This is a genomic window from Variovorax sp. PAMC 28711, assembly GCF_001577265.1.
Lineage (GTDB): Bacteria > Pseudomonadota > Gammaproteobacteria > Burkholderiales > Burkholderiaceae_C > Variovorax.
On record NZ_CP014517.1, the window covers coordinates 3,911,158 to 3,922,505 of the forward strand.

The following is an 11,348-nucleotide window of genomic DNA, read 5'->3' on the forward strand; positions in this document are numbered from 1 at the left end:
CGGCATAAGGACGCATGCTCAAACAACGAATCATCACCGCCCTCGTGCTGCTGGCCATCCTGCTACCGGCGCTCTTCTACCCGTCTGCGCCCGGCGCGTTGCCGGTGCCCTTCGCCTGCGTGATGCTTGTGCTCATTGCCGCGGCCGGCTGGGAATGGGGCAAGCTCAACGGGTACGGGCAGGGCGTTGCGCTGCTCCTCGGCGCCGAGACCTTCGCGCTGTGCGCGTTGTCCTGGGCGCTGGGTCTGCTCGAGGGTCCGCTGCCGATGGTCTGGATCGTGGCCAGCGCATGCTGGGTGTTGGGTGGCGCCGCGCTGTTGCGGTTCGGCGTGCCCGGTTGGCCGCGCGTTCCGAAGCCGGTGCGCGTCGTGGGCGGGCTGCTGGCGCTGTGGGTCGCATGGCTCGCTGCGGTGCAGGCGCGGATGGTCGGGGTCAACTTCCTGCTGTCGATCCTGCTGCTCGTCTGGATGGCGGATATTTGCGCCTATTTTGCGGGCCGCGCTTTCGGCCTGAAGTTCTCGCGCAGCAAGCTCGCGCCCTCCATCAGCCCGGGCAAGAGCTGGGAAGGCGTTTGGGGCGGCGTGATCGGCGTGGTCGTGCTGGCGGTGCTGTGGGCTTGGGCCGATCACTCCGCGCAGGCCCGGGTCAGCAGTCTCCACACCGTGCTGATTGCACGCGGGTGGTGGCTGCTGCCGATCGGCGTCCTGTTCATGGTGGCGATGAGCGTCGTGGGCGACCTCGTCGAGTCGCTGGTCAAGCGCAGCGCCGGCGCCAAGGACAGCAGCAACCTGTTGCCGGGCCACGGTGGCGTTCTCGACCGGGTCGATGCGCTGCTGCCGGCGTTGCCGATCGCCATGATGCTGGCGTTCACATGAGCGTTCCGAAGCAACGGGTGACGGTGCTGGGCTCGACCGGCTCGGTCGGTGCCAACACGCTCGATGTGATGGCGCGCCATCCCGAGCGCTACGAGGTTTTTGCGTTGTCCGCGGCGACCAAGGTCGACGAATTGCTCGCGCAGTGCGCGCGCTTCACGCCCCGATTCGCCGTGATGGCGAGTGCCCCGCACGCCCAACAGCTGGCTGACAAGCTCGCGCAGAGCGGGCTGGCGACGCGCGTGTTGACGGCGCCGGATGCGCTCGAAACCATCGCGTCGCACGACGAGGTCGATGCGGTGATGGCCGCCATCGTCGGTGCTGCCGGACTGGGTCCGTGCCTCGCCGCGGCGCGCGCCGGCAAGCGGCTGCTGCTGGCCAACAAGGAAGCACTGGTCGTCGGCGGCGAACTTTTCATGCGAACGGTGCGCGAAGGTGGCGCCACGCTGCTGCCGATCGACAGCGAGCATTCGGCCATTTTCCAGTCACTCCCGGAAGACCCCTCGACCTGGGCGCGGCGCATCGACAAGATCATCCTGACTGCCTCGGGCGGGCCGTTCCGGACCCGCGCGCCGGACACCTTGAGCGCGGTCACGCCCGAGCAGGCCTGTGCGCATCCGAACTGGGTGATGGGCCGCAAGATTTCGGTGGACTCCGCCACGATGATGAACAAGGCGCTCGAAGTGATCGAGGCGCGCCATCTGTTCGGCGTCACGCCTGAACAGATCGAGGTGGTGATCCATCCGCAAAGCGTGGTCCATTCGATGGTGCAGTTCGCCGACGCCTCGGTCATTGCGCAGTTGGGCACGCCCGACATGCGGGTACCGATCGCGGTCGGCCTGGCCTGGCCCGAGCGCATCGAGAGCGGTGCGGGTCGCCTTGACTTTCGCCGGATGAGCGCACTGACTTTTGAGGCGCCGGACGCGGCGCTCTTTCCGGGCCTCGATCTGGCGTGGCAGGCGCTGCGCGCGGTGTCCGGAACCACGGCGGTGCTCAATGCGGCCAACGAAGTGGCGGTCCAGGCCTTTCTGGACCGGCGATTGCGCTTCGACCACATCCACGCTGTGAACATGGAAACTTTGGAAGCGGTGACCCCCTCCAAGCCCACATCGCTGGCCGACCTGCTGGCGCTGGACGAGACCGCGCGCCGTGCGGCCAACGCGACAGTTCTTCGACTCACCGCCTGAATTTCCGACCCGAACCGGAGACCCTTGATGCTCACCATCGTTGCCTTCATCGTGGCCCTCGGCATCCTGATCGCGGTGCACGAATATGGCCACTATCGCGTCGCTGTGGCCTGTGGCGTCAAGGTGATCCGCTTCTCCGTCGGATTCGGCAAGACGCTGTATCGCTGGCAGCCCAAGCGCCAGCATCCGGGGCAGAGCACCGAATTTGTCATCGCCGCGTTTCCACTGGGCGGCTACGTGAAGATGCTCGACGAGCGTGAGGCGCCCGTGGCTCCCGAAGACCGGCATCGTGCCTTCAACACGCAGCCGCTGCGCTCGCGTGCCGCCATCGTGGCGGCCGGGCCGATCGCCAATCTGCTGCTGGCCGTAGCGCTCTACACCGCGGTGAACTGGATCGGCGTGAAGGAGCCGGTCGCGACGCTGGCGCGCCCCGTGGCGGCGTCCCTGGCCGAGCAAGCCGGGCTGCGCGGCGGTGAACACATCACCCGGGCCGGCTTCGACGGGCAGCTCGACCCGGTCGACTCGTTCGAAGACCTCCGCTGGCGCATGACGCGTGCCGCGCTCGACGGCCGCGATCTCACTCTGGAAGTGGCGGGCGAGGGCGGTCGTCCGGCCCGTGAGCTGGTGCTGCCCTTGAGTCGCGTGGGCGCCAAAGACGCCGATGCGCAGATGTTTCGCAAGATCGGCGTGATCGCTCCGTTGACGCGGCCGGAGATCGGCGACGTCGTGGCCGGTGGCGCCGGCGAGCGTGCCGGTCTGCGCAAGGGTGACCTCGTCCAGTCGATCGGCCCCGTGGGCATCGTCGACGGACAGCAATTGCGGGAAGTGATTCGCGCGTCGGTGGAGGGCGGGCAACCGAAGACGCAGTCCTGGTCGATCGAGCGGGCCGGCAAACCCATGACCCTCGATGTCGCACCGGAAGTGCGCGACGAAGGCGCGCTGAAAGTGGGCCGCATCGGCGCCTACGTCGGTGCCCCACCCGAGATGGTGACGGTGCGGCAAGGCGTGCTCGGTGGCATGTGGCGCGGCGCCGTGCGCACCTGGGAGGTTTCGGCGCTCACGGTGCGCATGATGGGCAAGATGGTCATCGGCGAAGCGTCCCTGAAGAATCTCAGTGGTCCGCTGACCATCGCAGACTATGCTGGCAAATCGGCGAGCATGGGGTTGACCCAATACCTTGTCTTTCTTGCGCTGATCAGCGTCAGTCTCGGCGTGCTGAACCTCATGCCGCTGCCGGTCCTCGATGGCGGGCACCTGATGTATTATCTTTGGGAGGGGTTGACAGGCAAAAGTGTCTCTGATGCCTGGATGGAACGCTTTCAACGCGGCGGCGTCGCGCTGCTGCTGGTCATGATGTCGATTGCACTTTTCAACGACGTCAATCGGCTCTTTGGTTAACTTTTGCCGACGCCTTCCGCGTTGGCCCATTTCACAGATGAACACAAACTTCAGTCGCTTTCGCCTGCGTAGCGTTGCCGCAGTGGTCGCCAGCGCGTTGACCGCCACGGCTGCATGGGCGGTCGAGCCTTTCACGGTTCGCGACATCCGCGTGGAGGGTTTGCAGCGCGTCGAGGCCGGCACGATCTTCGCGTCGCTTCCGCTGCGTGTCGGTGACACCTACAGCGACGATCGCGGCTCGGCGGCGATCCGCGCGCTGTTCGATCTCGGTCTCTTCAAGGACGTTCGAATTGACGTGAGCGGCAATGTGCTGGTGGTCATCGTCGAAGAACGGCCGACCATTGCCGACGTCGACTTCGTGGGAACCAAGGAATTCGAGAAGACGGCCTTGCAGAAGGCATTGCGGGAAGTTGGACTGGCCGACGGCCGCCCGTACGACAAGGCACTGGCCGACCGTGCCGAGCAGGAGCTCAAGCGCCAGTACGTCAGCAAGAGCCTCTACAACGCAGAAGTCATCACCACCGTCACGCCCATCGAACGCAATCGGGTGAACCTGACGTTCACGGTCACCGAGGGTGACTCGGCTCGCATTCGTGAAGTGCGCGTGGTCGGCAACAAGGCCTTCAGCGAGTCCACGTTGCTCGATCTGTTCGACCAGGACAGCGGCGGCTTCATGAGCTGGTACACGAAGTCGAACCAGTACTCGCGCGCCAAGCTCAGTGCCGACCTTGAAACGCTTCGCTCGTACTACCTCACCCGCGGCTATCTCGAGTTCCGCATCGATTCCACACAGGTTGCGATTTCGCCCGATCGGCAGGACTTGGCTGTCACGGTGAACATCACCGAGGGCGAGAAGTTCGTCGTGTCCGGCATCAAGCTCAACGGCAACTACCTCGGCCGCGACGACGAGTTCAAGTCGCTCGTGACCATCAAGCCGGGTGAGGCCTACAACGGGGAGGACGTCACCTCGACCACGAAGGCGTTCACCGACTATTTCGGCACGTTTGGCTATGCGTTCGCCCGCGTGCAGGCGCAGACCGAAGTCGATCGCCCGAACAACCGCGTCGCGCTCACGATCCAGGCCGAACCTTCGCGCCGCGTCTACGTGCGCCGCGTCAACATCGGGGGCAACAATCGCACGCGCGACGAAGTGCTGCGCCGTGAGTTCCGTCAGTACGAAGCGTCCTGGTACGACGGCGACAAGATCAAGCTGTCGCGCGATCGTCTCGACCGGCTCGGTTTCTTCACCGAAGTGAATGTCGACACGATGGAGATTCCCGGCACGCCCGACCAAGTCGATTTGACTGTCACCGTGGCCGAGAAGCCAACGGGTTCCCTGCAACTTGGCGCCGGTTTTTCCAGCGCGGAAAAGGTGTCGTTCAATTTCGGCATCACGCAAGAGAACGTTTTCGGCTCGGGCAATTATCTTGGTTTGCAGCTCAACACCAGCAGCTACAACAAGACCATTTCCGTGACGGCGACCGATCCGTATTTCACTTCGGACGGCATCTCGCGCACTTTCAGCCTGTACCACACGACCACGCGTCCTTATTACTCGGCAGACGGCGACTACGCGCTGAAGCACCAGGGCGCGTCCGTCAGTTTCGGCGTTCCGTTCGGCGAGATCGACACGGTGTTCTTCGGCGGCGGCATTGAACGCTATCAGTTCGACCCGGGCAGCACGGGCACCTTCAACGCCACCACCGGGCAATTCGTCAGCACGTCTCCGCAGGCCTATCGCGATTACTTCGGTTGCACGACCCAGAACGCGCTGATCCAGGATTGCGGACGTGCATCGGTTTGGGGCATTCCGCTGACCGTCGGCTGGGCACGGGACGATCGCGACAGCGCACTGGTTCCTACCCGGGGCAAGGTGCAACGCGCCAACCTGGAAGTCGGAGTCGGTGGCGACATGAAGTACGTCAAGACCAGCTACCAGTACCAGCAGTTCTTCCCGCTCAACAAGCAGTACACGTTGTCGATCAACGGCGAGGTGGGGCTCGGCAAGGCGTTCGGCAGCGACACGGTCAACGACGTCGCGCTGGCCAACAAGGGCTTCCCGATCTTCAAGAACTTCTATGCAGGGGGTCTTGGATCGATTCGGGGCTTCGAGCAGAACTCGCTCGGACCGCGTGACGCCATCACGGGCGCTGCGTTGGGTGGCACGAAAAAGGCGGTCTTCAACCTCGAGCTGAGCACGCCGTTCCCGGGTGCAGGCAACGATCGCACCCTGCGTCTGTACACCTTCTTCGACGTCGGCAATGTGTTCGCGGAGCGCCAACTCGGCACGACCGACGTGCAGTGGAAAGCACAGCAGAAGGTGCGTGCATCAGCCGGTCTCGGGATCAGCTGGATCTCGCCGTTGGGCCCGTTGCGCCTTGCTTACGCGATCCCTGTGCGCCAGCAAAAGGAAGTGGCCGACCCGAACAATGCGTTCGTGCCGCTGGTGCAGAAAGATAGAATTCAAAGTTTGCAATTCCAGATTGGAACCTCGTTCTGATGAATTATTTGGTTCGCGCGGCCGGCGCATTTCTGATTCCTGCTTTCGCTCTTCTGGCCGTGCCCGCACAGGCGCAAGAGACCTTCCGCGTGGGTTTCGTCAATCCGGATCGGGTGCTTCGCGAGGCCCAGCCCGCGAAGGCGGCGCAGGCCAAGCTGGAGGCCGAGTTCTCCAAGCGCGAAAAGGAACTGACCGCCTTGGGCGAAACGCTCAAGAGTGCGTCTGAAAAGTTCGAGCGCGAAGCGGCGAGCCTTCCAGAAGCGCAGCGCACCCAACGTCAGCGGACGCTGGTCGACCAGGATCGGGATTTCCAGCGCAAGCGCCGTGAGTTCCAGGAAGACCTGAATGCGCGCAAGAACGAAGAATTGCAGCAGGTCTACGAGCGCGCGAACCGTGTGGTCAAGCAGGTCGCAGAGGCTGAAAAGTACGACGCGATCCTGCAGGAAGCGATCTACATCAATCCCAAGCATGACATCACCGATAAGGTGATCAAGGCGCTCAACGCGCCGTCGTCTGCCGGCGGGAAGTAAGGCGCAAACAGCAGTGGCCATGCGGCTTGGCGCCATCGTCGAGGCCCTTGGCGGCGAGCTCGTGGGCGATCCCGAGGCGGCAATCGAGCGGCTGGCGCCGCTTCAAAGTGCGATGCCCGATGCGCTCGCATTCTTGAGCCATCCCAAATACCAGAAAGAGCTGGCGGCTTCACGGGCTGCATGCGTCATCGTGTCGATCGCGATGAAGGCTCCGGCCTCGGCGCGTGGCGCCTGCATCGTGACGGCCGATCCGTACTTGTATTTCGCGCGGCTCACGCAACTGTGGAAGGCGCAACATGCGCGCCCCGTGGCGGAGCGTATTCATCCGAGCGCGGTGATCGACGTGGAGGCCAGCGTCGATCCGACGGCCCACGTCGGCGCGCTCTGCGTGGTTGAGCGAGGCGCCCGGATCGGTGCAGACACGGTGCTCAAGTCCCGTGTGACCGTGGGCGAAGATTGCGTGATCGGCGCGCGTTGCTTGCTGCATCCGGGCGTGGTGATCGGTGCCGACGGGTTCGGCCTCGCGCCGCACGAAGGCGCCTGGGTCAAGATCGAGCAACTCGGCGCAGTGCGGATCGGCAACGACGTCGAGATCGGCGCCAACACCTGCATCGATCGGGGAGCGTTGGAAGACACCGTCATCGAAGACGGCGTGAAGCTCGACAACCTGATCCAGATCGGCCACAACGTGCGCGTCGGCAAACACACGGCGATGGCCGGTTGCGTCGGCGTCGCGGGGAGCGCCGTCATCGGCGCCCACTGCACGATCGGCGGTGGCGCGATTGTGCTGGGCCACCTGACGCTGGCCGATGGCGTACACATCTCGGCGGCTACGGTGGTCACGCGTTCCATTCACAAGCCCGGTCAGTACACCGGCATGTTTCCCATCGACGACAATGCTGCCTGGGAAAAAAACGCTGCGACGCTCAAGCAACTTCACAGTCTGCGTGAGCGGCTCAAGGCGCTTGAAAAAACGATGCAGCAGGACAAAACACCATGACGACGACGCTCGATATCCATCACATCCTCAAGCTGCTGCCGCACCGCTATCCCTTTCTGCTCGTCGACCGGGTGCTCGACATGGAAAAGGGCAAGCGCATCACCGCCCTGAAGAACGTGACGATGAACGAGCCTTTCTTCAACGGCCACTTTCCGCACCGACCCGTGATGCCTGGCGTGCTGATGCTCGAAGCGATGGCGCAGGCCGCCGCGCTGCTGTCGTTCTATTCGCACGACATCGTGCCCGACGACAACACGGTCTATTACTTCGCCGCCATCGACGGCGCGCGCTTCAAGCGGCCCGTGGAGCCGGGCGACCAGCTCACGCTCGAGGTCGAAATCGACCGCATCAAGGCGGGCATATCCAAGTTCCGCGGACGCGCGATGGTCGGCGATGCGCTGGCCTGCGAAGCGACGCTGATGTGCGCGATGCGCCAGCTCAGCTGATCCTGGGCGCATGACGCAGGTTCATTCGACGGCGGTCGTCGACCCGAAAGCCCAACTCGACGCTTCGGTGTCGGTGGGTCCGTTCACCGTGATCGGGCCGCACGTGAAGATCGGTGCCGGCACCACGGTGGGCGCCCATTGCGTGATCGAAGGGCACACCACCATCGGCGCCGACAACCGAATCTTCCAGTTTTCCTCGCTCGGCGCAGTGCCGCAAGACAAGAAGTACGCGGGCGAGGCCACCGAACTCGTGATCGGCGATCGCAACACGGTTCGCGAGTTCTGCACCTTCAACCTGGGCACGGCGCAGGACGTGGGCGTCACCCGCATCGGCAACGACAACTGGATCATGGCGTACGTGCACATCGCGCACGACTGCCAGCTTGGCAACCAGATCACGATGGCCAACGCCGCCACGCTCGCCGGACACGTCGAGGTGGGCGACTGGGCCACGGTGGGCGGACTGGTCGGTGTGCTGCAGCGCATGCGCATCGGCGCGCACGCGATGGTCGGTTTCGCGAGCCACGTCGGCAAGGACATTCCGCCCTACATGGTGGTGGACGGCAACCCGCTCGCGGTGCGCGGCGTGAACCTCGTCGGGCTGCGCCGGCGCGACTTTTCGGCCGAACGCATTGCCGCGATCCGCGAGATGCACAAGCTCCTGTACCGGCAAGGCAAGACGCTGGACGAATCCCGCGCGGCCATTCTCGCGTTGGCCGGGCAGACGCCCGGCGCCGCGGCGGACGTCGCGCTGATGGATGCGTTTCTCGGCAGCTCCGTCGGCGGCATCGCGCGCTAGCGATGTCGGCGCCGCCTCGTGTCGTGACGGCCGATACCGCCATGCGCCGGTTCGCAATGGTCGCCGGCGAGCCGTCGGGCGACCTTCTGGCCGGGCTTTTACTCGATGGCCTTTGCGCTCGTTGGCCCGATTTGCAAACCGTCGGCATCGGCGGACCCCGCATGCTGGCGCATGGGTTCCAAAGCTGGTGGCCCCAAGAAAAGCTCGCGGTGCGCGGCTACATCGAGGTGCTGCGGCACTACGCCGAGATCGCCGGCATCCGGCGTCATCTGAAGGCGCGGCTGCTGGTTGACAAGCCTGAACTGTTCATCGGCGTCGACGCACCTGACTTCAATCTCGACCTCGAGGCGGGTCTGCGTTGTAGCGGTATCAAGACGGTGCACTTCGTGTGCCCATCGATCTGGGCCTGGCGCGCCGGTCGCATCGACAAGATTCGCGCGGCGGCCGACCACGTGCTGTGCATCTTTCCGTTCGAGCCCGCACTGCTCGCCAAAGAGGGCGTGGCGGCAACCTATGTGGGCCATCCGATCGCCAACGTGATCCCCATGACGCCGGACCGCGGAGCGGCCCGCGCGGCGCTCGGTCTCGCGGCCGACGCGACCGTCGTGGCGTTGCTGCCCGGCAGCCGGCGTTCCGAGGTGCGCTATCTGGCTTCGAGGTTCTTTGCGGCCGCGGCGCTCATGCTGCGGGCGCAACCGTCTCTCCAGTTCGTCGCACCCATCCTGCCAGGGCTTCATGCCGAGGTGGAGGGGCTGCTGAGCACGGCGGGAATGGCCGGGCGGGTGACGCTGCTCGACGGGCAATCGCACGCGGCGCTTGCGGCCTGCGATGTCACGCTCATCGCCAGCGGCACTGCCACGCTCGAAGCGGCGCTCTTCAAGCGCCCGATGGTCATTGCCTACAACATGAACCGCCTGTCCTGGCACCTGATGCAGCGCCAGCAATTGCAACCGTGGGTGGGCTTGCCCAACATCCTGTGCGGCGAGTTCGCCGTGCCGGAGTTGTTGCAGGACGCCGCGACGCCTGCTGCACTCGCCGAGGCCACGCTCGCGTGGCTCCACGCGCCCGATGCGGTCGCGGCGCTCGAACAACGATTTGCCGCGCTGCATTCGCAATTGCGGCGCGATACCCCGACACTGTGCGCCGATGCGATCCAGAACGTTCTTGAAGGCTGAACAGGCGTCCCTGCTGTGGGACGTGCCGGGCTTGCTCGCTGGCGTCGACGAGGCCGGCCGCGGCCCGCTCGCCGGACCCGTCGTGGCGGCGGCGGTCATCCTCGACGACAAGCATCCGATTCGCGGGTTGGCCGACTCCAAGACGCTGACGGCCTTGCAGCGCGAACGGCTCAATGACCAGATCCTGGCGCGCGCGCTGTGCTGCTCCGTGGCGCACGCCTCCGTCGAGGAAATCGATACGCACAACATCCTCCAGGCAACGATGCTCGCCATGCGTCGCGCGGTCGAAGGCCTTCGCCTGAAACCGGCCAAGGTGCTGGTCGACGGCAACCGGCTGCCGGTGCTCGACGTGCTGGCCGAAGCCATCGTCAAGGGCGATTCGCGCGTCAAGGCGATTTCGGCCGCATCGATCCTGGCCAAGGTGCATCGCGACAGGCTGTGCCAGCAGCTGCACGACGAATTTCCCCACTACGGCTTTGCCGGCCACAAGGGCTACGGCACGCCCGAACACCTCGATGCCCTGCTGCGCCACGGCGCCTGCGTGCACCATCGCCGTTCGTTCAGTCCGGTCGCGGCGGCACTGGCGCGCGGCGCCGTGGTCCAGGTGCAGATCTCCGCATGACGGCACCGGAGGTCAGCCACGTCAGCTCGCGGGACAACCCGCTGCTGAAAGACCTGCGAAAACTGGCGCAAGACCCGGGCGCTTACCGCAAGCTCGGACGGCTCTGGCTCGAAGGCGATCACCTGTGCCGCGCGGCGCTGGCGCGCGGCGTTCGGCCTGCGATCGGCGTGTTTTCCGCATCGTTCTGGCCGGTGGCGCCTGCGCAATGGACGCAGGCCGCCGTCAAGACGATCGTGATCGACGACGCACTGCTCGCTGCCTTGAGCGGCCTGGAATCGCCGGCGCCGATGGGTTTCGTGCTCGACCTGCCGCCGCGCCCCGAGCTGCTCACCGACGCCGCGACTGTGGTGCTCGACCGGCTGCAGGACGCGGGCAATGTCGGGTCGATCCTGCGCAGCGCGTCGTCGTTCGGCTTCACGCAGGTGGTGGCGCTCAAGGGCACGGCGGCGCTGTGGGCGCCGAAAGTGCTCCGGGCCGGCATGGGCGCGCATTTCGGGCTCCGGTTGATCGAGGGCGTCGGCGCTGAAGTGCTCGACGGGCTGGCGGTGCCGATGGTCGCGACCAGCTCGCACCACGGCGAATGGCTGCATCAGACCCGCCTGCCGCATCCCTGCGCCTGGCTGATGGGGCACGAAGGGCAGGGCGTGTCGCCCGAACTGGAAGCGCGCGCGCGCCACCGCATCCGCATCGCGCAGCCCGGCGGTGAGGAGTCGCTCAACGTGGCCGCAGCCGCCGCTATTTGCCTTCACGCGAGTGCGGCCGGCGCCGCCGGTTGAAGGCCGGGTCGCTATAATCAAGGGCTTTCCCGCATTCACCCCC

11 protein-coding genes are annotated in these 11,348 nt (G+C 65.3%); all 11 read left to right on the forward strand.

The features are described 5' to 3' along the window. The first annotated feature begins 14 nt into the window (after positions 1-14). From AX767_RS18840 to AX767_RS18890, 11 genes are read left to right on the forward strand one after another with little or no spacing between them, the layout of a single operon-like run. Positions 15-875 (forward strand): phosphatidate cytidylyltransferase, encoded by an 861-nt coding sequence (locus AX767_RS18840; RefSeq protein WP_068632714.1) that lies wholly within the window; start codon positions 15-17, stop codon positions 873-875. Continuing rightward, the gene (ispC, locus tag AX767_RS18845; RefSeq protein WP_068632715.1) at positions 872-2,059 is read left to right on the forward strand and encodes a 1-deoxy-D-xylulose-5-phosphate reductoisomerase; all 1,188 of its coding nucleotides are present in this window, start codon (positions 872-874) and stop codon (positions 2,057-2,059) included. The genes AX767_RS18840 and ispC overlap by 4 nt, the downstream gene beginning before the upstream one ends. Before the next feature lie 24 nt (positions 2,060-2,083). Continuing rightward, positions 2,084-3,457, forward strand: a complete 1,374-nt coding sequence (gene rseP, locus AX767_RS18850) for an RIP metalloprotease RseP (RefSeq protein ID WP_068632716.1) — start codon at positions 2,084-2,086, stop codon at positions 3,455-3,457. Positions 3,458-3,494: 37 nt separating this feature from the next. After that, positions 3,495-5,957 carry an outer membrane protein assembly factor BamA gene (bamA, locus tag AX767_RS18855; RefSeq protein WP_068632717.1) on the forward strand — a complete coding sequence of 821 codons (2,463 nt, stop codon included), beginning with the start codon at positions 3,495-3,497 and terminating at the stop codon, positions 5,955-5,957. Further along, the gene (locus AX767_RS18860; RefSeq protein ID WP_068632718.1) at positions 5,957-6,487 is read left to right on the forward strand and encodes an OmpH family outer membrane protein; all 531 of its coding nucleotides are present in this window, start codon (positions 5,957-5,959) and stop codon (positions 6,485-6,487) included. Before bamA ends, AX767_RS18860 begins: the two co-directional genes overlap by 1 nt. Before the next feature lie 13 nt (positions 6,488-6,500). Further along, positions 6,501-7,487 carry a UDP-3-O-(3-hydroxymyristoyl)glucosamine N-acyltransferase gene (gene lpxD / locus AX767_RS18865; protein WP_068632719.1) on the forward strand — a complete coding sequence of 329 codons (987 nt, stop codon included), beginning with the start codon at positions 6,501-6,503 and terminating at the stop codon, positions 7,485-7,487. Then, positions 7,484-7,933: a 3-hydroxyacyl-ACP dehydratase FabZ gene (fabZ, locus tag AX767_RS18870; RefSeq protein WP_068632720.1), complete on the forward strand. Its 450-nt coding sequence runs from the start codon at positions 7,484-7,486 to the stop codon at positions 7,931-7,933. Before lpxD ends, fabZ begins: the two co-directional genes overlap by 4 nt. Positions 7,934-7,943: 10 nt before the next feature. After that, complete coding sequence (gene lpxA / locus AX767_RS18875; protein WP_068632721.1) at positions 7,944-8,732, forward strand: acyl-ACP--UDP-N-acetylglucosamine O-acyltransferase; 789 nt, start codon at positions 7,944-7,946, stop codon at positions 8,730-8,732. Between the two features lie 41 nt (positions 8,733-8,773). Beyond that, the gene (lpxB, locus tag AX767_RS18880; RefSeq protein WP_237288495.1) at positions 8,774-9,907 is read left to right on the forward strand and encodes a lipid-A-disaccharide synthase; all 1,134 of its coding nucleotides are present in this window, start codon (positions 8,774-8,776) and stop codon (positions 9,905-9,907) included. Further along, complete coding sequence (gene rnhB / locus AX767_RS18885) at positions 9,879-10,529, forward strand: ribonuclease HII (protein WP_068633900.1); 651 nt, start codon at positions 9,879-9,881, stop codon at positions 10,527-10,529. Before lpxB ends, rnhB begins: the two co-directional genes overlap by 29 nt. Further along, on the forward strand, positions 10,526-11,305 hold the full coding sequence (locus tag AX767_RS18890) for a TrmH family RNA methyltransferase (protein WP_068632722.1): 780 nt from the start codon (positions 10,526-10,528) through the stop codon (positions 11,303-11,305). The genes rnhB and AX767_RS18890 overlap by 4 nt, the downstream gene beginning before the upstream one ends. The last annotated feature ends 43 nt before the right edge of the window (positions 11,306-11,348 follow it).

Excerpts from the sequence above, each read along its gene's own strand:
- AX767_RS18840 (WP_068632714.1), top strand. The coding sequence starts at position 15 with ATGCTCAAACAACGAATCATCACCGCCCTCGTGCTGCTGGCCATCCTG.
- ispC (WP_068632715.1), top strand. The coding sequence starts at position 872 with ATGAGCGTTCCGAAGCAACGGGTGACGGTGCTGGGCTCGACCGGCTCG.
- bamA (WP_068632717.1), top strand. The coding sequence starts at position 3,495 with ATGAACACAAACTTCAGTCGCTTTCGCCTGCGTAGCGTTGCCGCAGTG.
- AX767_RS18860 (WP_068632718.1), top strand. The coding sequence starts at position 5,957 with ATGAATTATTTGGTTCGCGCGGCCGGCGCATTTCTGATTCCTGCTTTC.
- fabZ (WP_068632720.1), top strand. The coding sequence starts at position 7,484 with ATGACGACGACGCTCGATATCCATCACATCCTCAAGCTGCTGCCGCAC.
- lpxA (WP_068632721.1), top strand. The coding sequence starts at position 7,944 with ATGACGCAGGTTCATTCGACGGCGGTCGTCGACCCGAAAGCCCAACTC.
- lpxB (WP_237288495.1), top strand. The coding sequence starts at position 8,774 with ATGCGCCGGTTCGCAATGGTCGCCGGCGAGCCGTCGGGCGACCTTCTG.
- rnhB (WP_068633900.1), top strand. The coding sequence starts at position 9,879 with ATGCGATCCAGAACGTTCTTGAAGGCTGAACAGGCGTCCCTGCTGTGG.
- AX767_RS18890 (WP_068632722.1), top strand. The coding sequence starts at position 10,526 with ATGACGGCACCGGAGGTCAGCCACGTCAGCTCGCGGGACAACCCGCTG.